We start from the raw sequence: 25,633 nt of genomic DNA, 5'->3' as shown, positions 1-25,633 counted from the left end.
AGCCGGAATAACTATGAGCTAGCCTCTGTTTGAGCCTACATCTGAAAGGAGCCGCACTTGGCAGAGGAACCCCGCGCGCCGCTGAGGCGCATCGTCAAGCTCTTCCACGGCTACCGCACCCGGCTCGCCCTGGTGGGCACCCTCATCCTGCTGTCGTCACTGGTCTCGCTGGCCTCGCCGTTCCTGCTGCGCGAGGTGCTCGACGTGGCGATCCCGGCGCGCGACGCCGGGCTGCTCACGCTGCTCGCGCTCGGCATGATCCTGGTGGCGGTCACCACGAGCGTCTTCGACGTGCTCCAGACCCTGATCTCCACCACCGTCGGCCAGCGCGTCATGCACGACCTGCGCACCGCCGTCTACAGCCACCTGCAGCGCATGTCGCTGGCCTTCTTCACCCGCACCAGGACGGGCGAGGTCCAGTCGCGCATCGCCAACGACATCGGCGGCATGCAGTCGGTCGTCACCTCCACCGCCACCTCGATCATCTCCAACCTCACCAGCGTGATCGCCACGATCGTGGCCATGATCGCGCTCGACTGGCGGCTGACCGTGGTCTCGCTCCTGCTGCTGCCGCTGTTCGTGTGGATCAGCCGCAAGGTCGGCAAGGAGCGCAGGCGCATCACGGCCGAGCGGCAGCGCAAGCTCGCCGGGCTGGCGTCCATGGTCCAGGAGTCGCTGTCGGTCAGCGGCATCCTGCTCGGCCGCACGATGGGCCGCTCCCCCGAACTGACCCGGCGCTTCACCGGCGCGTCCGGCGAGCTGGCCGACCTGGAGGTCCGCTCCAGCATGGCGGGCCGCTGGCGGCAGTCGTCGATCCAGATCGTGATGGCCGCGATGCCCGCGCTCATCTACTGGGCCGTGGGCTACACCGGCAGCATCTCCGTCGGCACCCTGGTGGCCTTCACCACGCTCCAGGCCGGCATGTTCCGGCCCGCGGTGTCGCTGCTGCGGCTCGGCGTCGAGGTGCAGAGCTCGCTCGCGCTGTTCGGCCGCATCTTCGAGTACCTGGACCTGCCGGTGGACATCCACCCCGGCACGCGCACGCTCCCGGACGTGCGCGGCGAGGTCCGCTTCGAGCAGGTCGACTTCTCCTATGGCGAGACGCCCACCCTCACCGGCGTGGACCTCACTGTGCCGGCGGGCACCAGCCTGGCCGTCGTCGGCGAGACCGGCTCGGGCAAGACCACCCTCAGCTACCTGCTGCCCAGGCTGTACGACGTCACGGGCGGCCGGGTGACGATCGACGGCGTGGACGTCCGCGAGCTCACCTTCGACACGCTGGCCGACACCGTCGGCGTGGTCTCCCAGGAGACGTACCTGTTCCACGCCTCGATCGCCGACAACCTGCGCTTCGCCAAGCCCACCGCCACCGACGAGGAGCTGGAGGCCGCCGCCCGCGCCGCCCGCATCCACGACCACATCGCCTCCCTGCCCGACGGCTACGACACGCAGGTGGGCGAGCGCGGCTACCGCTTCTCGGGCGGCGAGAAGCAACGCCTGGCCATCGCCAGGACGCTGCTGCGCAACCCGCCGGTCCTGATCCTGGACGAGGCCACCAGCGCCCTGGACACCCAGACGGAGCGGGCCGTCCAGGAGGCCCTCGACGCCCTCGCCAAGGGCCGTACCACGATCACCATCGCGCACCGCCTGTCCACGGTCAGGGACGCCGACCAGATCGTCGTCCTGGACCACGGCGAGGTGGTGGAACGCGGCGCCCACGACGACCTGATGGCCCGCGGCGCCCACTACGCCGCCCTGGTGAACAGAGACCTGGAGCTGGTGTGAGCGGCGTCCGGACGTACTCTCGGTAGCGTGCAGAACACCCGATACGCCCCATCCGGCATGGTGTGCAGCGTCGACCACCTCGCGTCCGCCGCCGGGGTCGCGGCGCTCGACCGCGGCGGGTCGGCCGCCGACGCCGCCATCGCCGCGAACGCCGTCCTGGCCGTCGTCGCCCCGCACATGTGCGGGCTGGGCGGCGACCTGTTCGCGCTCGTCCACGACGGGACGGTGACCGCGCTGAACGCGTCCGGCCGGGCCGGCTCCGGGGCGGACCCGGCCCGGCTGCGCGCCCAGGGGCATCGGCGCATGCCGCACCAGCACGACGTCAGGTCGGTTCCGGTGCCCGGCTGCGTGGACGGCTGGCTCGCCCTGCACGCCAGGTACGGCCGTCTCCCCCTCGCCGACCTGCTCGGACCGGCCGCCCGGCTGGCCCGCGACGGCTTCCCCGTCTCCCCGCTGATGATCCCCGGCGCACGGGCCGCCGCCCAACGGCCGGGCGGCGGCGACTTCGCCCGGGCCCTGACGGCGGGCGACCGCATGTCCAGGCCCGGCGTGGCGCGCGCCCTCGAAGCCATCGGAGCGGGCGGCCGCGACGCCTTCTACCTGGGCGAGTTCGGCGAGGGCCTGATGGAGCTCGGCGGCGGCGAGTACGCGGAGTCCGACCTGGCCAAGCCGAACGCCGACTGGGCCGAGCCGTTGCGGGTGCGCGCGTTCGGCCACGACGTCTGGTCGGTGCCCCCGAACTCGCAGGGCTACCTGCTGCTGATGTCCCTGGCCATCCTGGACGGCCTGGACCTGCCCGCCGATCCCCGCCACCCCGGGTGGGCGCACCTGCTGTCGGAGGCCGCCCGCGTCTCCGGCCACGACCGGCCGGCCGTGCTCCACGAGGGCGCGGAGAACGTCCTGTCCCCCGGTGAGATCGCCCGGCGGCGGACGCTGGTCGCCCCGACCGCGAGACTGCGCCTGCGCGCCCCCGCCGGCGCCGGCGACACGACCTACCTGTGCGCGGTGGACGGCGACGGCCTGGGCGTCTCGCTGATCCAGTCGAACGCGTCCGGCTTCGGCAGCATGCTCTTCGAACCCCGTACCGGGATCAACCTCCACAACCGCGGCATCGGTTTCTCCCTGGAGGCCGGCCATCCCGCCGAGTACGGGCCGGGCCGCCGCCCGCCGCACACGCTGGCGCCCGCGCTGATCACCCGTCCGGGCGGGGAGCTGCGCACGGTCGTCGGCACGATGGGCGGGGACGCGCAGCCGCAGATCCTGCTCCAGATCATCACCAGGCTCCTCAGGCACGGGCAGTCGCCGGGCCAGGCCGTCTCCGCGCCCCGCTGGAAGCTGAGCACCGGCAACGGCTTCGACACCTGGGACACCCCCGACGGCCAGGGGCTGGAGCTGGAGGAGGGCGCGTCCTGGGCGGACGGCCTGGCCGCGCTCGGCCATCAGGTGGCCCCGCTGCCGTACGGGAGCGCGTTCGGCCACGCCCACCTCATCGACGTCCGCCCCGACGGGATGCTGGCCGGAGCCGCCGACCCGCGCGCCGTCATCGGCGCGGCGATCGGGCGCTAGCCCCGTTGGACCGCACGGGACAAGGATGGGCTGTCCCGGCCCAAAGGATGCCAAGTCAGAGGATTCGCGACTGGTCGCTGGGTAGAGAGCGACGTATGACCGAACAACCTCCGGACCGATACGGCTACAGCGACGAGCAGTGGATCGAGGTCGAGGAGTGGAACGACGACCTGGGCCTCCGGCACGAGATCGCGGAGAACGACCCCGGGCACGCGTACACGCTCGACGAGCGGCTGCGCTGGGAGAAGCCGGAGCGCGCGCACGCGCCCCGGGCCGGGCACCGGATCACCCAGCCCGACGAGGGCCTGGGATCCGACACCGAGAAGGACGAGGTCGGCCAGGACTGGGGCGAGGACGGCGGAGACTTCTCCGCCGAGGAGCGCGCCGTCCGCGTCGACCGCGATGAAGACCTCAGCTGAGCCGCTCCAGGGCGGGCAGCAGGGCGTGCAGATCGTCGGCGATCACGTCGGCGGCCTTCGCCTCCGGCCGCTCGGCGTGCAGGTAGCCCCACGGGCCGCGGCGCAGCAGCGCCGTGCGCATGCCCGCCCTGCCGGCGGGCAGCACGTCGTTGTCGAGCCGGTCGCCGACGTAGAGGATCTCGCCGGGCTCGCGGCCCGCGACCTCGGCGACCCTGGCGAAGAACTCGGGCGCGGGCTTGGAGACGCCCCAGCCCTCGGAGGTGTGCACCGAGTCGACCGGCAGGTCCATCGCGATCAGCGCGTCGTAGGCCCTGGCGGGCTGGTTGCCCGCGACGATCACCTGGTATCCGGCCTGCCCCAGGGCGCCCAGCGCCTCGCGGACGTCGGGGTAGAGGTCGTCGGCGTCGAAGTGGTTGCGCAGACTGTCGGGTTCGTCGCGGGCCCAGGCGGCGAGCTCCGCCTCGATGTCCAGGCCGGGGCGCACCAGCTCGAAGGCGTCGCGGTGGGAACGGTCCAGGGCGGCCATCCCGCCGAGCGCGCCCATCATCACGAACCCGCTCACGCCCAGGCGGTCGGCCCAGCGCGACCAGATACGCGTCTCGTCGATGAGCGTCTCACCCACGTCGAGCACCACTGCCTTGATCATCAAACCTCCAAGTCGGTCGTCCCCCCACTTTACGGATCAAATCCGCATCTCTCGAAGGGGACCTTCCATGCAGCAGGGCGACGACGCCAAGAACCGGCAGCTCGACGAGCACCGCGTTCCCGCTGACGATCTCCCGATGACCACCGACCAGGGCGTCCGGGTCGACGACACCGACAACTCGCTCAGGGCGGGCCTGCGCGGGCCCACGATCATGGAGGACTTCCACTTCCGGGAGAAGATCACCCGTTTCGACCACGAGCGCATCCCCGAGCGCGTCGTCCACGCCCGGGGGGCCGGCGCGTACGGCGAGTTCGAGCTCTACGAGCCGCTCACCGACCTGACCAGCGCCCGGTTCCTCACCGACGCCTCCGTCAAGACGCCGGTATTCGTGCGGTTCTCGACCGTCGGGGGGTCGCGCGGCTCCGCCGACACCGTGCGGGACGTGCGCGGCTTCGCCACGAAGTTCTACACCAGCGAGGGCAACTTCGACCTGGTCGGCAACAACTTCCCGGTCTTCTTCATCCAGGACGGGGTCAAGTTCCCCGACTTCGTGCACGCGGTCAAGCCGGAGCCGCACAACGAGATCCCGCAGGCACAGTCGGCGCACGACACCTTCTGGGACTTCGTCCAGCTCCAGCCCGAGACGCTGCACATGGTGATGTGGCTGATGTCCGACCGGGCCATCCCGCGCAGCTTCCGCATGATGCAGGGCTTCGGCGTGCACACGTTCCGGCTCGTGAACGCCGCCGGGGAGGCGACGTTCGTGAAGTGGCACTGGCGCCCCAAGCTCGGCACGCACTCGCTGGTCTGGGACGAGGTGCTGCGCATTCAGGGCAACGACCCCGATTTCAACCGCCGCGACCTGTGGGAGGCGATCGAACGCGGCACCTTCCCCGAGTACGACCTGTGCGTGCAGCTCGTGCCCGAGTCGTCCGAGCACGACTTCGAGTTCGACCTGCTGGACCCGACGAAGATCATCCCTGAGGAGCTGGTGCCGCTGCGGCCCATCGGGAAGATGACGCTCAACCGCAACCCGCAGAACTTCTTCGCCGAGACCGAGCAGGTGGCCTTCCACCTGGGCAACGTGGTGCCGGGCATCGACTTCACCAACGACCCGCTGCTGCAGGGCAGGCTCTTCTCCTACCTGGACACGCAGCTGCTCAGGCTGGGCGGGCCCAACTTCCCGCAGATCCCGATCAACCGGCCGCTCGCGGACGTCCGCAACGACCAGCGCGACGGCTTCCACCAGCACCTGATCCACGAGTCGCGCACCAGCTACGCGCCCAACTCGATCAGCGGCGGCCACCCGGCGGCCACCGAAGGCTACCGCCACTACCAGGAGCGGGTGGACGGCTCCAAGATCCGCAAGCGCAGCCCCAGCTTCGACGACCACTACAGCCAGGCCACGCTGTTCTGGAACAGCATGTCGTCCTGGGAGAAAGAGCACATCGTCGCCGCGTTCCTGTTCGAGCTCGGCCACGTGGAGCGCAGGACCATCAAGGAGGGCGTTGTCGGCCACCTGGCGTCCATCCACCCCGACCTGGCGTCGCAGGTGGCGCGCGGGCTCGGCCTGCGGGCGCCGCAGGGCGCACGGGTCCACGCCACGGCCTCGCTCGCGCTCAGCCAGGCCGACCAGCCCAGGAGCGTGGCCACCCGCAAGATCGCCATCCTGATGGCCGACGGCACGGACGCGGGGGCGGTGAAGGCGCTGAGGCAGCGCCTGGAGGAGCAGGGCGCAGTCTGCGAGGTGGTGGCGCCGCACGAGGGCAAGGTCGCGGACGTCCCGGTGGACCGGCAGCTCAGCGCGGTCAACTCGGTCGTCTACGACGCGGTGGTGGCCTCGGACGGCGCCGTGCTGTCGCAGCTGGGCCGCGCCAAGTTCTTCGTCGCCGAGGCCTTCAAGCACGGCAAGGCGATCGGCGCGGTGGGGACGGGCACGCTGCTCCTGGACGCGGCGCGGCTGCCGGGCGACCAGGGGGTGGTGAAGGGCGACGACATCGCCCAGCCGTTCGCGGAGGCGGTGGCGGCCCACCGCTTCTTCGACAGGGACGTCACCACCCTCCCCGCCTGACCGCAACCCCGGCCGCCTCGCCCTATCAACAGGGCGAGGCGGCCGTTCACTGAGGCCGCGCCGCCATGGGATACTCAGCGTGCCCGTTCGAACACGAAGGGACAGATTCTGATGGTCGCCATGACGATCCGCCAGCAGGCCACCGAATCGGAACGCACAAGCGACAGGAAGACGCCACACACCGCTCGAGATCTGTTCGATGCCCTGCCCCCTCTCCCAGGCTTCCGGGCCGAGGTCATCGAAGGGAAACTCATCGTGAGTCCGCTGGGCACTCCAGAGCACGTCTGGGTCGCGGCCGACCTGCATGACGCCCTGCTTCCGCTCAGGAAGGAGCGCGGGTGGCGCGGAGCGCCGGGTGGCACGAACGTCTGCATCGAAGGGTCCCGCGACTCCCTGGTGCCGGACTATGTGCTGTCTCCTCCCGACTGCCCGCGCTGGGGCACGCTGGAGCTCAAGTCCTCGGGGGTCCTCATGGTCGCCGAGGTGGTCTCGCCGAGCAGCATGCACACCGATCATCATGAGAAGCGGCGCATCTACGCCCAAGGCGGCGTGCCTGTCTATCTGCTGATCGATCCGCGCCCCAAGCACCCGACCGTCACCGTCTTCAGCCACCTTGACGACGGCGCCTATCAGACGCGAACCAGCGTCGCCATGGGCACACCGCTGCTGTTGCCCCATCCGGTCGACTTCGAGCTCGATACCTCGATCTTCAAGGCGTGAGTTGTCCTCAACGTTCCCGGTTCGAACACGGAAGGGAGTTCCGGTGGCGGCCGGACCTCACGCCGAGTTCGTGAAGGCCGACGACAGGCGCATGCCCGCGACGGCCCGAGAGCTGTTCGACGCGCTCCCCGAACTCCCCGGCCTGCGGGCCCAGGTGATCAACGGCAGCCTGATCGTGAGCCCTGTCGGCCCCCCGAACACGCCGACCACGCAATGCGCCTCTTCCAGGCCGTCATTCCGATCTTGGACACGCACGGTTGGGAAGCCTTCACCGGCAACGTCGGCGTGTGCGTTGACGGGCCGCGAGAGCCCGTCGCGCCTGATTTCGTGCTCAGCCCACCCGACTGTCCCCGCTGGGGCGACCGAGAACTGCTGTCCTCAGGGCTGATCATGGTTGCCGAAGTCGTCTCGGCCGGAAGCGCCGTGCGGGATCGGCTGGAGAAGCCCGCCGTCTACGCCACAGGCAGTGTGCCGATCTACCTTCTGATCGACCCCGTCGCGCAGCCTCCCGCACTCACGGTGTACAGCGACATCAAGGACGGCGCCTACAGCGCGACCACCACGGTGTCGATCGGCAGCCCGCTCCGCCTCCCCGACCCCGTCGACTTCGAGCTCGACACCTCGATCTTCAAGGTGTGAGCTTCTCCATCGCCTTGGCGATGCGCTTCTCCGAGACCGGCGTGGGGGTGCCGAGAGTCTGGGCGAAGAAGCTGACCCGCAGTTCCTCGATCATCCAGCGGATCTCCAGCACGTCGGGGTCCGCCCTCCGGGCCGGCGGCAGCTTGGCCAGGACGTCGTGGTAGGCGTCCTCGACCTTGTGGACGCGGTCCATCCACTCCTCGTCACGCCACGGCTCCTCCGGGAGCTTGGTGAGGCGGCGTTCGATGGCGCGGAGGTAGCGCAGGATGTCGGGCAGGCGCCCGTGGCCGGTGGCCGTGACGAAGCCCGCGTAGACGAGCTTGCCGAGCTGGTCGCGGATGTCGTCCGTGGAGGCGCTGCTGCGCTGCGAGTCGAGCAGGGTGCCCGCCGCGTGCCAGACGCTGAGGATCTGCTCCACCTTCGCCAGCACGTCGGCGGCCGTCTCGAACAGCTCTGAACGGACGTGCTGGTAGAGCCGGTCGAACGAGACCGGGTCCCAGGCGGGGCCGCCCAGGTCGGCCATGAGCTTGTCGACCGCCGCGTTCACCACGTCGTCGAAGAGCGCCACCGCGCCACCGTGCGGGCTGCGCGACAGGGCCAGCTTGGCCTGGTTCGACAGGCCGCCCAGCAGGGACTTGGCGGGGTTGGTGACGTTCAGCAGCAGGAGGCGGCGGGTGCCGGGCCAGTGGGAGCGGCGCTGCTCCGCCTGCGTCTCGTAGATCTTGATGGAGATTGAGTCGCCGTCGTCGACGAGGGCCGGGTAGCCCTTCATGCGGCCCTGCTCGAACACCTTGGGGAGGGTGCCGAAGCTCCACGTGTGCAGGCCGGTCTGCTCCAGGTCGTCGGCGGCGGCCGAGAGGGTCTGGCGCAGGCGCGGCGCGAGCCGCCGCTTCAGCGCGTCGAGGTCCTTGTCCTCGGCGATGGTCTTCTTGCGTTCGTCGATCACCCGGTACGTGATGCGCAGGTGGTCGGGCACCTGGTCGAGCTGCCAGGCATCGTGCGGCACCCGCACCCCGGTGAGCCGCAGCAGCTCCCGTTCGACCGCCTCCAGCAGCGGCTCGCCGCCCTGACTGACCCCGGCCAGCACCTGCTTGGCGTAGTTGGGCGCGGGGACGAAGTTGCGGCGCAGGTTCTTCGGCAGCGACCTGATGAGCGCGGTGATCAGGTCTTCGCGCAGGCCGGGGATCTGCCAGTCGAACCCGTCGGAGCTGACCTGGTTGAGCACCTGGAGCGGCACGTGCACGGTGACGCCGTCGGCGTCGGCGCCGGGCTCGAACTGGTAGGTCAGCTTCATCCGCTGGCCGAGCTGGCGCCAGGCGTCGGGGTAGTCGCGGGCGCTGACGTCGGCGCCCTCGTTGACCAGCATCTCCGGTGAGAAGGTGAGCAGGTCGGGAGTGTCGGCTCGGGCCTTCTTCCACCACGAGTCGAAGTGCCGCGCCGACACCACGTCGGCGGGGACCCGCTGGTCGTAGAAGTCGAACAGGGCCTCGTCGTCGACCATGATGTCGCGGCGGCGGGCCCGGTTCTCCAGCTCCTCGACCTCGTCGAGCAGCTTGCGGTTCTCGCGGAGGAACTGGTGGTGGTTGTCCCAGTCGCCCTCGACCAGCGCGTGGCGGATGAACAGCTCCCGGGACAGCTCGGCGTCGATCCGGCCGTAGTTGACCTTCCGCCCGACCACCAGCGGCAGGCCGTACAGCGTGACCTTCTCCAGCGCGATGACCGCGCCCTGTTTCTTCTCCCAGTGCGGCTCGGAGTAGCTCCGCTTGACCAGGTGCTGGGCGAGCGGCTCGACCCAGTCGGGCTCGATCTTCGCGTTCACCCGCGCCCACAGCCGGGACGTCTCGACCAGCTCGGCCGACATCACCCACTGCGGCTGCTTCCTGGCCAGCGCCGAACCGGGGAAGACGGCGAAACGGGCGTTGCGCGCGCCGAGGTACTCCTGGATCGGCCTGCGCCCGTCGGAGGCGCGTTTCTCCATGACCTCCTTGACGCCGACGTGCGACAGCAGCCCGACCAGCAGCGACACGTGCACCTGGTGCGGATCGGCCGGCTGCGCGTTGGGCTGGACGCCGAGCGACTGGCGGATCTGGCTGTAGATGTCCTGCCACTCACGTACCCGCAGGTAGTTGAGGAACTCGGCCTTGCACAGCCGCCGGAAGGCGCTGGAGGACAGCTCCTTCTGCTTGTCACGCAGGTGGTTCCACAGGTTGAGGTAGGACAGGAAGTCGGACTCGGGGTCGGCGAAGCGGCGGTGCTTCTCGTCGGCCTGCTGCTGCTTGTCGGTGGGACGTTCCCGAGGGTCCTGGATCGACAGCGCGGCCGCGATCACCATGACCTCGCGCAGGCAGCCGTTCTTCTCCGCCTCCAGCACCATGCGCCCCAGCCGTGGGTCGACCGGCAGGTTGGCCAGCTTGCGGCCGATCGGCGTGAGCTTGCCGTGGCCGTCGAAGGCGCCCAGCTCATGCAGCAGGCTGACGCCGTCCTTGACCTGGCGGCGGTCGGGCGGCTCGACGAACGGGAACGCCTCGATGTCGCCGAGCCCGATGGAGGTCATCTGCAGGATGACGGAGGCGAGGTTGGTGCGCAGGATCTCGGGGTCGGTGAACTCCGGCCTGGCGAGGAAGTCCTCCTCCTCGTACAGCCTGATCGCGATGCCGTCGGAGGTGCGTCCGGAGCGCCCCTTGCGCTGGTTGGCGCTGGCCTGGGAGATGGCCTCGATCGGCAGGCGCTGCACCTTGGTGCGGTGGCTGTAGCGGGAGATGCGGGCGTAGCCGGGGTCGACGACGTACTTGATGCCGGGGACGGTCAGCGACGTCTCGGCCACGTTGGTGGCCAGCACGATGCGGCGGCCGGTGTGGCGCTGGAAGACGCGGTGCTGTTCGGCGGCGCTCAGCCTGGCGTACAGCGGCAGCACCTCGGTGTTGCGGAAGTCGGCCTTGGCGAGCGCGTCGGCGGCGTCGCGGATCTCCCGCTCGCCCGACAGGAAGACCAGGATGTCGCCGGGGCCCTCGCCGACTAGCTCGCGGCAGGCGTCGACGATGCCCTGCGTCTGGTCGTCCTCCTCGTCGAGCGGACGGTAGCGGACCTCGACCGGGTAGGTGCGGCCGGAGACCTCGATGATCGGGGCGTCGTCGAAGTGCCGGGAGAAACGCTCGGGGTCGATGGTGGCGCTGGTGATGACGACCTTGAGGTCGGGACGTTTCGGCAGCAGCTGCTTGAGGTAGCCGAGGATGAAGTCGATGTTGAGGCTGCGCTCGTGCGCCTCGTCGATGATCAGCGTGTCGTACTGTTCGAGCAGCCGGTCGTTCTGCAGCTCGGCCAGCAGGATGCCGTCGGTCATCAGCTTGACCAGGGTGCGGTCGCTCGCCTGGTCGGTGAAGCGGACCTTGTAGCCGACCACCTGGCCGAGCTCGGTGCCGAGCTCCTCGGCGATGCGCTCGGCCACGGTGCGGGCGGCGATGCGGCGCGGCTGGGTGTGACCGACCAGGCCCCTGACCCCGCGGCCCAGCTCCAGGCAGATCTTGGGGATCTGGGTGGTCTTGCCGGAGCCGGTCTCGCCCGCGATGATCACGACCTGGTTGTCGCGGATCGCGGCGAGGATGTCGTCCTTGCGCTGGGCGACCGGCAGGTTCTCCGGGTAGGACACCTCCGGCACGGCCTCACGGCGGCGGGCCAGCCGTTGCTCGGCACGCTCCACGTCGGCGAGGATCTCCGCGGCGATCTTATCCCTGGCTTCGCGGGAGCGCACCCGGCGCACGCCGTCGAGCCTGCGCCGCAGCCGCCGCTGGTCGCGCGGCATGAGCTCGGGCAGGCGTGACTGCAGTTCGGTGAACGGAGAGGACAACGCGGCGATTCCCATACTGCTGACAAGGATATTTGAGCCCCGCAAGCCCGGAGCCAACGGCCTATCGTGCCTGACGGCCATCGCCTGGCGCATCCGATTATCCCGTGATTGCCCACGGCGGGCCCACTCTCCCCAGAGTTGCGTCGTGGGCAATCACGGTCACTAGTAAGACTCTCAAGGAGCCCGTGTGGTTGCGTCCTCTCCCGACGATCTTTGCTGACGCCCGTCAGGCGCGGGAGCACCGGCGGTCGCGATCAGAGGGCGGCGCGCGCGGCGCCGATGATGCCCGCCTCGTTCTCCAGGGCGGCGGGCACGATGGGGGTGTCGATGTGGACGTGCGGCAGGAACTTGTCGGCCTTCTTGCTCACTCCCCCGCCGATGATGATCAGCGACGGCGAGAACAGCATCTCCACGTGCCGCAGGTACTCCTCCACCCGGTCGGCCCACTTCTCCCAGCTCAGCTCGTGCTCCTCGCGGGCGAGGGCCGAGGCGCGCTGCTCGGCGTCCTTGCCGTGGAGCTCCAGGTGCCCCAGCTCGGTGTTGGGCACCAGGACGCCGTCCCTGAACAGGGCGCTGCCGATGCCCGTGCCGAACGTCAGCATGAGGACGGTGCCGCGCTGGTCGCGGCCCCTGCCGAAGGCGACCTCGGCCAGGCCGGCGGCGTCGGCGTCGTTCAGCACGCGCACGCCGCCGAACAGCTCGTTCGCGTCCACGCCGATCCAGGAGTGGTGGACGTTGGCGGCGGTCATCACCACCCCGTCGACCACGACTCCCGGGAACGTGACACCGATCGGCCCCTCCCACGAGAAGTGCTTGACGATCTGCGCCACCACCTCGGCGACCGGCGCCGGTTTGGCGGGTTGCGGGGTGGGAATGCGCAGGCGCTCCTGGGTGAGCGTGCCCGCGTCCGTGTCCACGGGCGCGCCCTTGATGCCGGAACCACCGATGTCGATGCCGAGAACGTCCATGTCCGTTCACTTTCCCGTAGGAGGCGAATATTCACGAACCCTACTGAACCGGGTCCGTGCTGCCCGCGTATCACCCGTCACAAGCGCTAACAAGGAGGCACGGATGCGGCCACGCATCATCACGCTCTGCGCTGTTGCTGTCGTTCTGGGAGCGACGCTCACCACCCCTGCAGAGGCCACGACGAGGACGCGGTTCGACGTCGTCAACCTCGTGTCGGATATCAAGGGCAAGGCTGTCGTCACCGACGCGAAGCTGGTCAACCCGTGGGGGCTGGCCATGGGCAAGACCCTGTGGGTCTCCGCCACGGGCACCGGCACCGCCACCGTCTACTCCGGCACGGGCAAGAAGGAGCAGACCGAGGTCGCCATCCCGGGCGGTGCGCCGACGGGCCAGGTGTTCAACTCGGGGCAGGGATTCACCGTCAAGGGCAAGCCCGCCACCTTCATCTTCGCCAGCCCCAGCGGCGCGATCACCGGCTGGAACGCCGAGGCCGACCCGAAGAACGCGATCATCGCGGCGTTCACGCGCGGGGCCGACTACAAGGGCCTGGCCCTCGTCCGGACCGGCAACGGCGACTTCCTGCTGGCCGCCGACTTCGCGAACCGGCGTGTCAACGCGTTCAACGAGGACTTCCGCCAGATCAAGCTGGACCGCTCGCAGTTCAGGGACCCGGCGGTCCCCTCCAGCTACTCGCCGTTCAACGTGGCCGTGGCGAACGACCACGTCTGGGTGGCCTACGCCCAGCGTGACCCCGCCACCGGCAAGTCCGTCGCGGGCGCGGGCAAGGGCATCGTCAGCCAGTTCACCCTGGACGGACGCCTCACCGGGCGCATCGCCCGCGTCGGACTCAACGCGCCGTGGGCGATCACCGCCGCGCCGCGCTCCTTCGGCCAGTACTCGGGCGCGCTGCTGGTCGGCAACTTCGGCGACGGCACCATCCACGCCTACAAGCGCAGCCGTCACCTCGGCCCACTGCTCGACTCCGCCGGCAGGCCGATCGTGCTGCCCGGCCTGTGGGACCTGGAGCCCGGCACCGCCGCGACCGGCGGGGAGAACGCGCTCTGGTTCGCGGCGGGCATCGACAAGGCCCAGCACGGCCTGCTGGGCCTGATCAGGTTCGGCGCCGCCAGGGCCACCACGCCGACGCCGTCGACGACCACCAAGACCACCACCAAGGCCACCACCCCGCCGCCCAGTCAGTCGCCCTACCAGGGCTACTGACCCCGCTGACGTTTCCGGCACGGTTGGCGCGAGCCGTGCCGGAAACACGCCTCTCACCAGGGCGGCAGATACAGTCGCAGCGTGAACGATCAATCCTTCAGCGAGTGGCTGCGCCTGCGGTGCGAACCTGAGTGGACGGCGGTGGTCACCCACCCGTTCGCCATGGCGATCACGACGGGTGAGGCCGACATGCGGCGCTATCTGGAGCAGGACTTCCAGTTCGTCGACTCCTTCACCGCGCTGCTCGGGGCCGCTGTGGCGAGCGCGGACACGTTCGAGGCGCGCGTCCCGTACGGGCGTTTCCTGGGGCAGGTGGCGACCGCCGAGGAGAAGACGTACTTCCACCGGGCGCTCGAGGCGCTGGGCGGAAGCACGGCAGCGCGGCTCGAACCGGTGACGGAGGCGTTCAGGCGGCTCATGGACGAGGTCCGGGCCGCACAGGACTATCCGCTGATCGTCGCGGTGCTGTGCGTGGCCGAGTGGAGCTACCTGGGCTGGGCGTCGCGGGCCGTCGAGCCGCCGCCCGAGAGCTTCGTCCACCGGGAGTGGATCGAGCTGCACGAGGGCGAGGAGTTCAGGGCGTGGGTCGGGTTCCTGCGGGGCGAACTCGACCGGCTCGGCCCCGACCTGGACGAACGCAGGCGGGACGAGGTGCTCGGGATGTTCAGGCGGGCCGTCGAGCTGGAGCGGGACTTCTTCGACATGGCCGTCGGCGGTTGATCACTTGATGGGCCAGGTGACGGTGCGCGCCAGCGATCCGCGCGTGTCGTGCCGGTGGCGCTGCCGCGAACGCCGTCCAGCTCGTACGCCGATGGCCCGTATAATGCCAGACCATCCTATCTTCCATCCTGTCCCATCTTTCACTCGAATAGCAGATGTCGGCCGCGCCGGTTCGCGCCCCGAGACAGGGCTGACCTGGTGATCTTGCGGGTGGTATCGCCATGATGTCACCCCTGTGCCGATCCTCCCGGAACGAAGGAAGCCGTTCATGGCCCAGGAACGCGAAGGCCAGAAGAAGCCAGCATCGATCAGCAGCTCGGACCTGTGGAACCTGGAAGCCGACCCGGCACGTCTGGAGACGCTGGCGGAAACCTGGCGCACCCTGGGGGGCAGGGCGAAGTCCGCGCAGGGCAAGGTCCATGACGCCGCGCAGCACGTGTTCTCCAAGGAGTACTGGACTGGCCTGACCGCGGACTCCTTCAACGACTACCGCAAGAGGCTGACCTCCGACGTCGAGGTGTTCAGCGCGTGGGCGACCAACATCGCCGACACGCTCGACATCACGGCCACCACGCTGCGCGTGCAGCAGGGGCTCCTGGACGACGAGAAGAAGAAGATCAGCGCGGTGCCGTCGACCACGGACCTTTCCGGAGTGACCTTCCACCCGAAGGACGAGGAGCAGTCGAGCCTGGTCACGAGCGCGATCTCGGCGGCCAAGGAGATCCGCGGGCGCGTGGACGACGTGCTCGACGAGAAGCGGCAGGACCTGAAGTTCTACACCGAGCAGTTCGACGAGATAGCCAAGCAGTGGAAGCCGCGTTCGGTGCGCCTGGTGAACCTCAACGTCGGTCAGGGCGCCGGCAACTCCCCCGGCAACTCCGCCGGCACGGACTCCGGGAAGGACATCGACACCATCGCGCAGGCGATCACCGACCAGGGCGCGGACCTCGCCACCGTGCAGGAGGTCTTCAAGCACGACATGCCGAACCTCGAGGAGGAGCTCGAAAAGCGCACCGGCGACAACTGGGACGTCAAGTTCGAAGAGGCGAGCACGAAGTACCACGCCGGCGACGGAGTGTCCATCTTCGGCCTCAAAGTGCCCGTCGTCGACGACGTCGCCTTCGCTCCGTTCGGCAATGCCGTGCTCGTCCGCGAGGGCGACGTCATCGACGGCACGGGAGACAGCGACCGGATCAAGCTCGACGTGCCCGGCGGCAAGATCGACGTTCCGGCCAACGAGCCCGGGGGCGGCATCCACCAGATCGACGACGGCGAGGGCCGGTCCGCGGCCAGAACCGAGATCAACATCAAGCCCAGGTGAGCGGGCGGCCTACCAGTTCGGGATCTCCACGTCGACCCGCTGGCCGTCGTGGTCGGAGGTGGCCCCGTCGAACAGCGTGGGCTGCTTGTCCATGATGAAGGCCGGTGAGCCGGCCACGTGGTCGATGCGCGTGCCCACGGGCGAGGTGGGGACGATCTTTCCGTCGTCGTTGGTCGCGCCCGAGTAGACCGTGTAGCCCTCCTGCTTGAAGGCGTGGATGGCGGCACCGGAGGACGTGTTCTTCGGGTCGTCGCCGTTGTTCGTCACGGCGTTGAGGTCGGCGCCCAGCAGCGACGGGCCGCCGTTCATGGCGTCGTGCAGCTTGTCGATCTGGCCGGTGCGCACGTAGTCGTCGTAGCCGTGCAGGCCGTGGCTGTGCACGTGGGCGCTGTAGACGTCGAAGCCCTTGCTCGCACCGGCGAAGAGCCGGTCGGCGACCTTGTCGTCGAGCTCCTTGAAAGCCTTGATGACCTTGCGGAGCCGCGCCTCGTCGGAGTCGAGCACTCCGGCGAGGATCTCCGCCAGCCTGTCGGCGGCGACCTGCAGGTCAGCGTGCGCGGACCCCGCCGGGTTCGCCTTGGCGGTGTTGCCGAACGCGTTGGCGCTGGGCACGCTCGACACCGGGACGTAGGTGACGGCTCCGGGGCCTCCGGCCAGGGCCGTGCGGCCCTCCTCCACCTTCTTGCGAGCCTCGTCGACCTGGTCGGCCAGCTTGCTCACCGGGTCGAACTTCATGCTTGCCTCGTCACCCATGGCCGCCAAGCCTAGCCACCGCGTGATCGGACCGTCCATATCACGCGGTGACCGTCTCGCTGCGACCTCAGAGCACAGCCGCGAGGTCGGCGACGCCCCGGTAGTGGACGCCGGTCATGCCGAGCGCCCTGGCGGCCTCCACGTTCGCCAGGCGGTCGTCGACGAACAGGCAGCGCTCGGGAGCGACGCCCGCCCGTTCCGCGGCGATCTCGTAGATCCGCCTGTCGGGCTTGGCCACCCCCACCCGGGCGCTGCTGACCACGTCGTCGGCGAAGTAGGCCAGCCCCAGCCGGTCCAGGTGCTCCTCCAGGGTGTCCATGGCGTTGGTCACCAGGATCACCGGCACCCGTTCCTGGGCCTTGGCGAGCAGCGCCCTGACGTCCTCGTCCACCCAGAACGGCACGTCGGCGAAGTCGGCGACGGCCTGCCTGGCGCGTTCGTCGCCGCCCAGCGCGACGGCGAGCGCCTCGGCCCACTCCGCCGCGGTGATCGTGCCGAGCACCGCGGGCGTCATGAGCTCGGGGGCGAAGGCGGTCTTCATGACCGGGAGGCCGTAGCGGGCCTCGATGGCGGCCTGCGCGGCGTGGTCGAACTGGCGGAGCACGCCGTCGAAGTCACAGAGAACTGCGTCGTAGGGGGTCACAACCACCCATTGTGCTGGGCCAGGCGGGCTGCCTCGATCCGGTTCCTGGTGTGGGTCTTGCCGATGGCCGACGACAGGTGGTTGCGGACCGTGCTCTCCGACAGGTGCAGCCGGCCCGCCACGTCCGCGATGGTGGAGCCGTCGAGGGCGAAGGCCAGCACGTCGCGCTCGCGGTCGGTGAGGGGGCTGGGCCCGGCGTTGAGGGCGGCGGCGGCCAGGGCCGGGTCGATGATCCGCTCCCCGGCCACCGCCCGGCGGATGGCGGCCGCCAGCTCCTCCACGGGCCCGTCCTTGACCAGGAAGCCGGCGGCCCCGGCCTCCATGGCGCGGCGCAGGTAGCCCGGCCTGGCGAACGTCGTCAGCACCAGCACCGCGCAGCCCGGCAGCGCGGCGCGCAGCTCGGGCAGCACGTCGAGGCCGGTGCGGCCGGGCAGCTCGATGTCGAGCAGCGCCACGTCGGGCCGGTGCCGCTCGGCGGCGGGCAAAATGTCGTCGCCCGCCGGCACCTGGGCGACGATCTCCAGGTCGTCCTCCAGGCCGAGCAGCAGCGCCAGCGCGTCGCGCATCATGCCCTGGTCCTCGGCGATCAGCACGCGGATGGTCATGGGGACACGTTAGTTCCAGAACGCCAGCCGGTGTTCGGCGGCGTAGTCGACGGTCCTGATCGCGTGGGGCGCCAGCGACAGCGTGCCCCTGCCGACCCGCGGCCAGGCGGGCAGCCCGGACGTGTTGGGGTTTCCGGTCCTGGCGAACGCGGCCCAGTAGGCGGTCATCCGGTCCGACAGCTCCTCCTGCGCCGGGGTGAAGCGCGCCTTGGGGTCCGCGAACAGGTACGGCAGGTCGGCGGCGTGGTAGGCGCCCCAGTCGAAGTCGGCCTCCAGCGGCAGGAACATCGGTGCCCTCCTGTCGGCGAACTCGTAGCCGTAGACCGGGACGTGCCTGGCCAGCAGCGTGTTCTGCTCGTGGGTGGCGCGGGCCCACATGCGGTCGGTCAGCACGGCGGCCCAGGCCAGGCTAGGCGACTTATACCGCTTTTCCGGATATTTCCGCAGGATCTGGTCGGCCTTGTCGCCGAACGCCTCCCGTACGAGCTTCGGGTAGTCCGGCGACTCGCCCTGCACGTCGTAGTTCATCCCGACGAACATGCGATGCTCGTCCCTGGTCGCCCCCGCCAGCACCGGCACCCGGTGGAAGCGCCCCTCGCGCAGCGCCTCGGCCGGCGACGACGGCAGCACGTCGTTGCCGTACGCGTAGACCTGGAAGACGTTCATGATGTACGGCACCGCGAGGATCTTCTTCACCGGCAGCGCCCGCAGGCACGCCAGGTCCGAGCAGCCGAGTCGCTGCGCGTACTGCCGTCCCATGGCGGCCACCTCGGCCTCGGGGCGCCAGGCGAACGACGGGGAGGCCGGGATGCCCGGCCCCATGCTGTTGGCGGGCATGTCCATCATGGCCTCGCCGCTCTGCATGATCGCCCGCTGGAACAGCCCGCGCGCGCCGGGCGAGGTGAGCTGCCCGCCGATGGCCATCGCGCCGTAGGAGACGCCGAAGACGGTCACGTTGCCCGGGTCGCCGCCGAAGGCCGCCGCGTTGCGCCGGACCCAGCGCAGCGCCTCCTGCTGGTCCTGGAGGCCGAACGTGCCCGAATTGCGCAGGCCCGGATAGCCGAATCCGCCGAAGACGCCCAGCCGGTAGTTGATCGTCACGACCACCGTGCCCTTGGCGGCCAGCTTCCGCGCGTCGGAGAAGTGGCCGGCGCCCAGCGCGCCGTCGCCGTGGATCCACACCATGACCGGCCGCTTGGTCGCCTTCTTGGCCGGGGTGGTGACGTTCAGGTACAGGCAGTCCTCGTTCTCGCTGCGGGTCGGCGCGTAGTCGGAGCCGACCTGCGGGCACATCGCGCCCGGCTTCGTGGCGTCCCGGACGCCCTGCCACGCCTTGGCGGGGCGCGGCGCGTCCCATCGGACGGCGGTGGCGTAGCGGATGCCGCGGAAGAGGCGGTACGCCCCGGTCACCTCACCGCGGACGGCGCCCGCGTCCGTCCTGACGACCGCGGGGTCGGCGGCGGGGTGCGAGGGGGTCACGCTCCCGGCCAGGAGCACGGCCGCGGTCAGTAGTGTTCTCATGCCCCAACCGTCTCGAACCGGCCTCTGGATCAGGAAGGTTCATGCGTCCGCTATGGCGTGGGACAAAAGTCCTGAAGCGATCGGCGGCACTACCATCTCCGAGACGGGATTCGGCATCGGAACGGTAGGGCATGAAGGATCATCAGCTGCCGCGCGTGCTGTGCCAGCTGTTCGCCGACGGCGGCATGGGGCGCACCCTGTCGGTCGGCCTGCCCGAGGGCGACGTGGTGTGGCCGGATCCCGGCTACACGCTGCAGGGTGAGGCGGCCAGGCCCGCGTTCTGGATGAGCGACTCCCCCGCGGCCGGCGGCGAGTGGGCCCGCTTCCGCGCCGCGCACCCGCGCAGCGGCCTGTGGCCGGTGCTGCTGGACGAGTCGGCGCAGCCGTGGTCGGTCGGGCAGATCGTCCCCGACGAGGCGCGGCAGATCGACCACTTCACCGCCGAGGGGTTCATGGCCGAGGTGTGGCAGGAGTGGGTGGCCCAGATGCCTCCGGACGCGATCGCGGAGCTGGACCCGTTCGGCGCGATCTGTCCTGGTCTGGCCCCGCCGGGCAGGCTGGCGGCCGATCCGGGGGCGGTCGCCGACTGGTACGCGGGGCAGCTGTCGGGCAGGGGCATGCCGCTCGGCCTGGTCGCCGCGCACCGGGGCGCCGACGCGCTGGCCGTGATGGGCTGGCAGGGCGCGCTGCACCACAACGAGTGGATGGTGCCGATGGCGGCCGTGGTGCGGAGCTGGGAGGACCGGTTCGGGGCGCGGGTGGTGTCCGTCGGCTTCAACACGCTGGAACTGAGCGTGGCCGCGCCGCCCGTCGAGCCGGAGCACGCGCTGCACGTGGCGGCCGAGCACTGGACGTTCTGCCCCGACAACGTCGTCCAGGGCCCCGGCGACCTCCAGGCGTACGCGGAGCAGATCCTCGGCGGGCACGCCTGGTCCTTCTGGTGGGACTGACGCTAGGGCTCGGCCGGCGAACCGGCCGAGCCTCCGGTGGCGAGCGCCGGAGCGTGCCCAGTGGACGGCCCAGTGGACGGCGCTGTGAACGGCCCAGTGGACAACGCTGTGGACGCCGTCAAGGGAGCCGGGCCACTGCGCCGTAGTTGCCCGACGAGGCGGGCTGCGACGACGGTTCGCCGGCCTCGGGGCGCCAGCTCGGCACCCAGACCAGGCCGGGTTCCAGCAGGTCGAGCCCGTCCAGCAGGTCCTCGACCTGTTCCTTGGTCCGGATGGCGTGACCTGGCAGCGTCATCGCGAGCAGGTCCCTGATGGCGGGCAGCAACTCCGGCGGGACGCCGTCGAAGGTGGTCTGCAGCAGTGCCAGGTAGCTTCTCTCCGGTACGACCTGGCGCAGCCGTTTGATCACATAGCGGGCCTGCTCGTCGTCGTTGAGGCTGTGGGTCGACACCAGCAGCACGGCCAGGGGCCTGTCCCAGTCGATGAACGTCGTCACGACCCTGTCGGCGAGCACGTCGTCGATCTCGCGCACGTCCCCCTCGACCACGCGGACCAGGTCGTTGACCGGCTCGATGGTGGCCTGGGCGTTCACCAGGACCAGGGGGTCGCTCTCCACGTACACCATGCGGACGGCGGGGTTGCCGGGCGTGTCCCGGGCCACGTCGTGGAGCTGGCGCCCCGGGGGCAGCCCGCTGGGCACTCCACTACCAATGATCATGAACTGGTCAACGCCGTCGGCAACCAGATGGCGGACCACGCGAGCCAGGTAGCGCAGGACGGCCTGCGCGGCGGCGGTGGTGATGGGGGCCGCCAAGTCGTAGCGCCGCATCGCATCGCGATCGGCTACGAAGTGGTTCTTTCCTCCTGCGGCGGCGTCGAGAATCCGGGTGATTCGCGCCTGAGTGGTGTCGAGATTGGCCAGGTTTCGGATGGCACGCTGACGCACTGAGTGTTGCCCCTTTCCCCTCGCCATAAGTAGTAACGGGAAAGCTGGTCTCTCAACCCCACTGATGACCAGAGTCAATATGATCCAAAGGACCATGCTTGACAACACATGAAGCGCTAGTAATTCGGGAAATATCTATTTCCATTTTTACCGGACAAGTCTGACGAGAATCCGCCGAACCCGTGCGCGACCCTTTCACGGTGCGCGTGGAGCAGGTCCAGGGTCTCGTCGCGGGTGGTGGTGGTGACCGACAGCTTGGTGAACGCCTGGTGGTAGGCCTCCACGGAGCCCGGGTCGGTGATCAGCACCTCTGAGTCGATGGCGTGCGAACAGGCGATGTCGGGCTCGAACGCCTCGGCGAAGCGCCAGAGCGTGAACGGGCCCGTGCGGGGCAGGTAGGCCGGCTCCTCCATGGGGACGACGTGCAGCGAGACGTTCGGACGTTTCGCCTGGCTGATCAGTGCGTCGAGCTGGCCGAGGAGCACGTGAGGCTCCGCTATCGAGCGCAGGAGGACACCTTCGTCGATCACCGCCCACACAACGGGACCTTCGTCGGCGTACACCAGTCGCTGGCGGGCCAGGACGATCTCCACCGCCGCGTCGGCCGTCGTCTGGCCCAGATAGTCCAGGCCGGCCACGGAGATCGCGGCTCTCGCATACTCCTCGGTCTGCAACAGCGGCGGGACGAACTGCGTGTGGTACGTCCGGATCAGCGAGGCACGCTGTTCCAGCGCCGCGGTGGTCGCCAGCCACACGGGCACCGAACTCCGGTCGTACCAGGCGGGCTCGCGCTCGCCGCGGGCCAGCGACATGACGTACTCGCGGGCCGGGGTCGTGGTCACGCCGTACAGGGTCAGCAGGCGCTCCACGGTCGCGGGCGCGGGGGCGATCCTGCCGTCCTCGACTGCTTCGACGGCGGTCACTCCCTTGCCCAGGGCGCTCTCGACCTCCTCCGGTGTCATGCGGACCGACAGCCGAAGGGCACGCAGCCGCTCACCGAGCGCCTCACGCTGCGAACCCGTCAGCAGGACCGCCGCCTGCGGGATCTCCAGGGCCGACCTGGGGTGTTCCGACAGGCCCTCGGCCTGTCGCGCGAGCTCGATCACTCCGCGCAGCACGGTCAGCGACCCCTCGGAGAGCCCGGAGGCCGACAGCCCGATCGCGGCCGCCCGCACCTGCAGGTCATCGACCGTGCCCGACTCGAGGAAGTCCTCGCCCACCAGCCACCCCACGCTCACCTGGAGGCATTCGGCCAGGGCGCGCAGGACGCCGAGGGTCGGATTGGTCTGCTTGCCGGTGCGGAGCTGGCTGACATAGGCCCGGGTGATGGGGATGCCGGCCGCGGTGAGCGCGGCCGCCACCTGAGCGCCAGAGAATCCGCGCTTGTTCAGCGCGAGATCGAGTCGCTCGGCGAAATTCGCCACTCGTAGCCTCCTGCTGCCGTGAGCGCCTCCAGAGTAGACGAAGCCGTGATCCTCGTCGCCTGTCCATGGGGGCCTACCTGCATTACCTACCATATGGAAACTGACAGTTGACACAAAGGAGCAATAACGGCCACCATCGGACCGGACGTGGTAACTGACACTTAACAGCCGGACCGGTTCTGCGAAGCCGCCGGCAAGGGGGTGGCCGCACGTGCCCATCGATCCCCATGGCATCTCGTGGTTCGTCAGGACCCCGCGCTCGCCAGCCCAGGACCGGATCATCCAGCGCATCTGCGTCCGCGCGGCGCCAGAGGGAGCACAGGTCCACGTGGCGACCCTGCCGCTCGGCGGAGTCCAGGTCTGGACCGACAGCTCCCGCGACCAGTGGATCATCCACCACCGGATGGCACGGGAACTGCGGCTGGCCGGATGGCACACCGAGACGGGCGCGGAACGCCTCATGGTTCTCGGGTGGAGCGCCGCCTGCCTGATCCACCGCGCCCGGATGCTCGCCGCCGCGCTGTCAGGGCGGCTCGCCGACTACGACCAGACGACGCTCGCCGCGGTCGTCACCGCCAACCGGTTACGCGAGGACGGGTTCCCGGTCGAGGAGATCGTCCCCGAGGTCGTCAGCCGCCTGGAGCGGGAGCTGCGCTGGCCCGCCAGGCTGGCCGACCTCGAAGGGCTCAACCGCACCGCCAGCCTGGAACCCATGCGGCTCAGACTGGCGCAGATCGCCGGTCTGGAAGCCCAGGTGAGCCGCCGCTGCGCCGCGCACCTCGCACTGGCCTCGCAGGTCACCGCGACCGTGCTGGGCGACGACCAGCCCACCTGGTCGAGCCCCGACGCGCCGCGCGCCGGCCTGACCGAGCGGATGGTCGCCGCGAGCGTGCCCAACCAACCTGACGGCCCGCTGACCACCACCGTGGCGGGTGGCGTGCCCGTCGCCGCGACGCCGAGCTACGCGGAGTCGGCGCGATGACGCTGACACCCATCCGAGCGTACGTCGCGGGCCCCGCGCAGGGGCCGGCGTCACGGACGCCGAACAGGGTACGACGCTACTTCATCCTGCGGCTCATCGCCTCAGGCGCGGTTATAGCGATCATGGCGGACAGCACGGCCACCACGCTGGCGATCCCGGTGCTGGGCCGCGACCCGATAGCCGCCGGGCTGCCGCTCGCGGAGATCACCTGGGTCAGCACGATCAACTTCGCGGCCGTCGCCGCGCTGCTCGCCACCGCGGGCCGCTTCGCCGACCTGCTCGGCAGGCGCAGCGTGCTCGCGCTCGGGCTGGCCCTGTACGGGCTGGGCGCGACGACCGTCATCGCCGCCCCGACCTGGCCCATGCTGCTCGCCGGGCGGCTCGGGCAGGGAATCGGCGCGGCACTGATGTTCCCGTCCTCGCTGGCGCTGCTGCTCGGCGAGCTGCCACCGAACAAGCGCGCCGGCGCCGTCGCGCTGTGGAGCGCCTCCTCCGGAGCCGGCGCGCTGGCCCTGCAGGGCGGCGGCGGGTGGCTGGTGGAGGAGTACGGCTGGCGCGGGCTGTTCCTGCCCGGCACGGCGCTGGCGGCGGTGCTGCTGGTGCTGACCCCCGCGCTGCCCCGCTCACGCGGCACCACGCGGCGCATGCCCGACCTGTTCGGCGCGCTCCTGCTGGTGGGCGCGATCGCCGCCGCCGTCCTCGCCATCTCGCAGGGCGAGGTGTGGGGCTGGACGTCCACGCGCACCATCGGCTGCGCGATGGCCGCCGGCCTGCTGCTGGCCGGCGCGCTCGCGACCTCGTGGCAGAACCCCGGCGGCGCGATCGACATCAGGCTCTGGCGCCGCCCCGGCTTCCTGTGGGCCGGTGGCGCGTCCTGCCTGTACGGAGCGGCCTCGTACGTGGTGCTCTCGATCGGGCCGCTGTACCTGAAGGAGTCCGGGTTCGACAGCGTCAGCCTCGGCCTGTGGCTCACTCCCATCTCCGTCGCGATGGTCGTGTCCAGCCCGCTGGCCGCGATGGCCAGCCGGCGCATCGGGCTGAACGGGATCATCTACACGGGCGCCCTCACGCTCGGCGGAGGCTGCGCGCTCCTGCTCGCGCACCCGTACCCCAACCTCTGGTGCCTGCTCGGCGCGCTGCTGCTCGGCGCCGGCTTCGGCGCGCTGTCCACCGGCACGTTCACGGTCGGCACGATGGCCGCGGACCCCGGCCAGTACGCGGCCGCCGCGGGCGCCGTCAACACTTCCAGGATGCTCGGCGGCGCGATCGGCGTGGCAGGAGCCTCTGTGCTGGTCGACCGGCCGATCGTGGACGGGCCGATGCCCGGTTTCGCGTCGGTCCTGATGGCCTGCCTGGCGGTCGCCGTCGTGCTGGCCGTGGCCGCCCTCACACGGGTCGCCAGATCGTCGTCGCGCCGGCGGGCGGCCCGCCCCACGCGGCGCGAGGCCGAGGCGGAACTCATCGTGCTCCGTCGGCTCCTCGCCGAGCTGCGCGACAGCTTCGTCCAGGTGCGCAGCGAGGCCGAACAGGAACTCGCCCGCTTCAACGTGCACGACCTTCCCGCCCCCCGCGTACCCGCCCCTCGCGTACCCGCACCCCCAGCCGCGAACCAGCGCTGACAGGAGTGACCCCATATGGCCGCCGACGCCCTCCGCAAGCCGTACCTCCGCCCTTATGACACCCCCAGCCGCGGGACGCGGCCCGTCCCGCCGCCCGCGTTCGGCGACCAGCGCGACGCCACGCCCACCGAGATCGCGCCCGCCCAGCCGGCGGAGCCGGCCCCGGCGACGGCGCAGACCCTGCACCTGCTGCGACACATCCAGCAGGTCTCCGAACAAGCCATCACCGTGATCGACCAGGCGCTCGACCGCGCGTCCTGACCCCCGGA

22 protein-coding genes are annotated in these 25,633 nt (G+C 70.3%); 13 read left to right on the top strand and 9 right to left on the bottom strand.

Features of this window, described 5'->3' with window-relative positions; translation table 11 throughout:
* Window positions 1–57: 57 nt before the first annotated feature.
* The 3 genes from ABT294_RS19280 (at window position 58) to ABT294_RS19270 (ending at window position 3,770) form a co-directional block, all read left to right on the top strand.
* The gene (locus ABT294_RS19280) at window positions 58–1,785 is read left to right on the top strand and encodes an ABC transporter ATP-binding protein (protein ID WP_350807306.1); all 1,728 of its coding nucleotides are present in this window, start codon (window positions 58–60) and stop codon (window positions 1,783–1,785) included.
* 27 nt (window positions 1,786–1,812) lie between these two features.
* Window positions 1,813–3,351 carry a gamma-glutamyltransferase family protein gene (locus ABT294_RS19275; RefSeq protein WP_350807305.1) on the top strand — a complete coding sequence of 513 codons (1,539 nt, stop codon included), beginning with the start codon at window positions 1,813–1,815 and terminating at the stop codon, window positions 3,349–3,351.
* Between the two features lie 95 nt (window positions 3,352–3,446).
* A complete protein-coding gene (locus ABT294_RS19270; RefSeq protein ID WP_350807303.1) occupies window positions 3,447–3,770 on the top strand; it encodes a DUF5709 domain-containing protein in 324 nt (107 codons plus the stop codon).
* Here ABT294_RS19270 and ABT294_RS19265 read toward each other — a convergent pair.
* Window positions 3,763–4,416: an HAD family hydrolase gene (locus tag ABT294_RS19265; protein ID WP_350807302.1), complete on the bottom strand. Its 654-nt coding sequence runs from the start codon at window positions 4,414–4,416 to the stop codon at window positions 3,763–3,765. The genes ABT294_RS19270 and ABT294_RS19265 overlap by 8 nt on opposite strands.
* A 67-nt stretch (window positions 4,417–4,483) precedes the next feature.
* On the opposite strand from ABT294_RS19265, the gene ABT294_RS19260 reads away from it, so the two are divergent.
* From ABT294_RS19260 to ABT294_RS19250, 3 genes are all read left to right on the top strand, one after another.
* A complete protein-coding gene (locus tag ABT294_RS19260; RefSeq protein WP_350807299.1) occupies window positions 4,484–6,487 on the top strand; it encodes a catalase in 2,004 nt (667 codons plus the stop codon).
* 120 nt (window positions 6,488–6,607) lie between these two features.
* Window positions 6,608–7,207: a Uma2 family endonuclease gene (locus ABT294_RS19255; protein ID WP_350807298.1), complete on the top strand. Its 600-nt coding sequence runs from the start codon at window positions 6,608–6,610 to the stop codon at window positions 7,205–7,207.
* Window positions 7,208–7,450: 243 nt separating this feature from the next.
* On the top strand, window positions 7,451–7,846 hold the full coding sequence (locus ABT294_RS19250; protein WP_350807297.1) for a Uma2 family endonuclease: 396 nt from the start codon (window positions 7,451–7,453) through the stop codon (window positions 7,844–7,846).
* On the opposite strand, the gene hrpA is transcribed toward ABT294_RS19250, so the two are convergent.
* Window positions 7,836–11,705 (bottom strand): ATP-dependent RNA helicase HrpA, encoded by a 3,870-nt coding sequence (gene hrpA / locus ABT294_RS19245; protein WP_350807295.1) that lies wholly within the window; start codon window positions 11,703–11,705, stop codon window positions 7,836–7,838. The genes ABT294_RS19250 and hrpA overlap by 11 nt on opposite strands.
* Before the next feature lie 239 nt (window positions 11,706–11,944).
* Window positions 11,945–12,658 carry a polyphosphate--glucose phosphotransferase gene (gene ppgK, locus ABT294_RS19240; RefSeq protein ID WP_350807294.1) on the bottom strand — a complete coding sequence of 238 codons (714 nt, stop codon included), beginning with the start codon at window positions 12,656–12,658 and terminating at the stop codon, window positions 11,945–11,947.
* Between the two features lie 103 nt (window positions 12,659–12,761).
* On the opposite strand from ppgK, the gene ABT294_RS19235 reads away from it, so the two are divergent.
* The 3 genes from ABT294_RS19235 to ABT294_RS19225 all read left to right on the top strand — a co-directional run bounded on the left by ABT294_RS19235 (window position 12,762) and on the right by ABT294_RS19225 (window position 15,921).
* Complete coding sequence (locus ABT294_RS19235) at window positions 12,762–13,880, top strand: TIGR03118 family protein (RefSeq protein ID WP_350807293.1); 1,119 nt, start codon at window positions 12,762–12,764, stop codon at window positions 13,878–13,880.
* An 81-nt stretch (window positions 13,881–13,961) separates the two neighbouring features.
* On the top strand, window positions 13,962–14,600 hold the full coding sequence (locus ABT294_RS19230; protein ID WP_350807292.1) for a TenA family protein: 639 nt from the start codon (window positions 13,962–13,964) through the stop codon (window positions 14,598–14,600).
* 268 nt (window positions 14,601–14,868) lie between these two features.
* Window positions 14,869–15,921, top strand: coding sequence for a hypothetical protein (locus ABT294_RS19225; protein ID WP_350807290.1), 1,053 nt, complete (start codon window positions 14,869–14,871; stop codon window positions 15,919–15,921).
* Window positions 15,922–15,930: 9 nt separating this feature from the next.
* Here ABT294_RS19225 and ABT294_RS19220 read toward each other — a convergent pair whose 3' ends face one another.
* The 4 genes from ABT294_RS19220 to ABT294_RS19205 form a co-directional block, all read right to left on the bottom strand.
* Window positions 15,931–16,674 carry a hypothetical protein gene (locus ABT294_RS19220; protein ID WP_350807289.1) on the bottom strand — a complete coding sequence of 248 codons (744 nt, stop codon included), beginning with the start codon at window positions 16,672–16,674 and terminating at the stop codon, window positions 15,931–15,933.
* 67 nt (window positions 16,675–16,741) lie between these two features.
* The gene (locus ABT294_RS19215) at window positions 16,742–17,317 is read right to left on the bottom strand and encodes an HAD family hydrolase (RefSeq protein WP_350807287.1); all 576 of its coding nucleotides are present in this window, start codon (window positions 17,315–17,317) and stop codon (window positions 16,742–16,744) included.
* Window positions 17,314–17,922, bottom strand: a complete 609-nt coding sequence (locus tag ABT294_RS19210; protein ID WP_350807286.1) for a response regulator — start codon at window positions 17,920–17,922, stop codon at window positions 17,314–17,316. Before ABT294_RS19210 ends, ABT294_RS19215 begins: the two co-directional genes overlap by 4 nt.
* A 9-nt stretch (window positions 17,923–17,931) precedes the next feature.
* On the bottom strand, window positions 17,932–19,443 hold the full coding sequence (locus ABT294_RS19205; RefSeq protein ID WP_350807285.1) for a carboxylesterase/lipase family protein: 1,512 nt from the start codon (window positions 19,441–19,443) through the stop codon (window positions 17,932–17,934).
* A 131-nt stretch (window positions 19,444–19,574) separates the two neighbouring features.
* On the opposite strand from ABT294_RS19205, the gene ABT294_RS19200 reads away from it, so the two are divergent.
* On the top strand, window positions 19,575–20,393 hold the full coding sequence (locus tag ABT294_RS19200; protein WP_350807283.1) for a DUF4253 domain-containing protein: 819 nt from the start codon (window positions 19,575–19,577) through the stop codon (window positions 20,391–20,393).
* 118 nt (window positions 20,394–20,511) lie between these two features.
* Here ABT294_RS19200 and ABT294_RS19195 read toward each other — a convergent pair whose 3' ends face one another.
* Window positions 20,512–21,366 (bottom strand): SAM-dependent methyltransferase, encoded by an 855-nt coding sequence (locus ABT294_RS19195; RefSeq protein WP_350807282.1) that lies wholly within the window; start codon window positions 21,364–21,366, stop codon window positions 20,512–20,514.
* An 89-nt stretch (window positions 21,367–21,455) separates the two neighbouring features.
* Window positions 21,456–22,763, bottom strand: a complete 1,308-nt coding sequence (locus ABT294_RS19190) for a helix-turn-helix domain-containing protein (RefSeq protein ID WP_350807281.1) — start codon at window positions 22,761–22,763, stop codon at window positions 21,456–21,458.
* Between the two features lie 211 nt (window positions 22,764–22,974).
* Here ABT294_RS19190 and ABT294_RS19185 point away from each other — a divergent pair, with 211 nt between their 5' ends.
* Genes ABT294_RS19185 through ABT294_RS19175 form a run of 3 tightly spaced genes read left to right on the top strand, consistent with a single transcriptional unit; the run spans window position 22,975 to window position 25,625 of the window.
* Window positions 22,975–23,745, top strand: coding sequence for a hypothetical protein (locus tag ABT294_RS19185; RefSeq protein WP_350807280.1), 771 nt, complete (start codon window positions 22,975–22,977; stop codon window positions 23,743–23,745).
* The gene (locus ABT294_RS19180) at window positions 23,742–25,364 is read left to right on the top strand and encodes an MFS transporter (protein WP_350807278.1); all 1,623 of its coding nucleotides are present in this window, start codon (window positions 23,742–23,744) and stop codon (window positions 25,362–25,364) included. Before ABT294_RS19185 ends, ABT294_RS19180 begins: the two co-directional genes overlap by 4 nt.
* A 15-nt stretch (window positions 25,365–25,379) precedes the next feature.
* Window positions 25,380–25,625, top strand: a complete 246-nt coding sequence (locus ABT294_RS19175; protein ID WP_350807277.1) for a hypothetical protein — start codon at window positions 25,380–25,382, stop codon at window positions 25,623–25,625.
* Window positions 25,626–25,633 lie beyond the last annotated feature (8 nt).

It is taken from the genome of Nonomuraea sp. NPDC000554, assembly GCF_040300065.1.
GTDB lineage: Bacteria > Actinomycetota > Actinomycetes > Streptosporangiales > Streptosporangiaceae > Nonomuraea.
Note: the sequence above shows the minus strand (reverse complement) of the source record. Positions and strands in the feature narration are given on the sequence as shown.

Excerpts from the sequence above, each read along its gene's own strand:
- ABT294_RS19260 (WP_350807299.1), top strand. The coding sequence starts at position 4,484 with ATGCAGCAGGGCGACGACGCCAAGAACCGGCAGCTCGACGAGCACCGC.
- ABT294_RS19255 (WP_350807298.1), top strand. The coding sequence starts at position 6,608 with ATGACGATCCGCCAGCAGGCCACCGAATCGGAACGCACAAGCGACAGG.
- ABT294_RS19225 (WP_350807290.1), top strand. The coding sequence starts at position 14,869 with ATGGCCCAGGAACGCGAAGGCCAGAAGAAGCCAGCATCGATCAGCAGC.
- ABT294_RS19200 (WP_350807283.1), top strand. The coding sequence starts at position 19,575 with ATGAAGGATCATCAGCTGCCGCGCGTGCTGTGCCAGCTGTTCGCCGAC.
- ppgK (WP_350807294.1), bottom strand. The coding sequence starts at position 12,658 with ATGGACGTTCTCGGCATCGACATCGGTGGTTCCGGCATCAAGGGCGCG.
- hrpA (WP_350807295.1), bottom strand. The coding sequence starts at position 11,705 with ATGGGAATCGCCGCGTTGTCCTCTCCGTTCACCGAACTGCAGTCACGC.
- ABT294_RS19220 (WP_350807289.1), bottom strand. The coding sequence starts at position 16,674 with ATGGGTGACGAGGCAAGCATGAAGTTCGACCCGGTGAGCAAGCTGGCC.
- ABT294_RS19235 (WP_350807293.1), top strand. The coding sequence starts at position 12,762 with ATGCGGCCACGCATCATCACGCTCTGCGCTGTTGCTGTCGTTCTGGGA.
- ABT294_RS19265 (WP_350807302.1), bottom strand. The coding sequence starts at position 4,416 with ATGATCAAGGCAGTGGTGCTCGACGTGGGTGAGACGCTCATCGACGAG.
- ABT294_RS19210 (WP_350807286.1), bottom strand. The coding sequence starts at position 17,922 with ATGACCATCCGCGTGCTGATCGCCGAGGACCAGGGCATGATGCGCGAC.
- ABT294_RS19195 (WP_350807282.1), bottom strand. The coding sequence starts at position 21,366 with ATGGCGAGGGGAAAGGGGCAACACTCAGTGCGTCAGCGTGCCATCCGA.
- ABT294_RS19175 (WP_350807277.1), top strand. The coding sequence starts at position 25,380 with ATGGCCGCCGACGCCCTCCGCAAGCCGTACCTCCGCCCTTATGACACC.
- ABT294_RS19205 (WP_350807285.1), bottom strand. The coding sequence starts at position 19,443 with ATGAGAACACTACTGACCGCGGCCGTGCTCCTGGCCGGGAGCGTGACC.
- ABT294_RS19270 (WP_350807303.1), top strand. The coding sequence starts at position 3,447 with ATGACCGAACAACCTCCGGACCGATACGGCTACAGCGACGAGCAGTGG.
- ABT294_RS19180 (WP_350807278.1), top strand. The coding sequence starts at position 23,742 with ATGACGCTGACACCCATCCGAGCGTACGTCGCGGGCCCCGCGCAGGGG.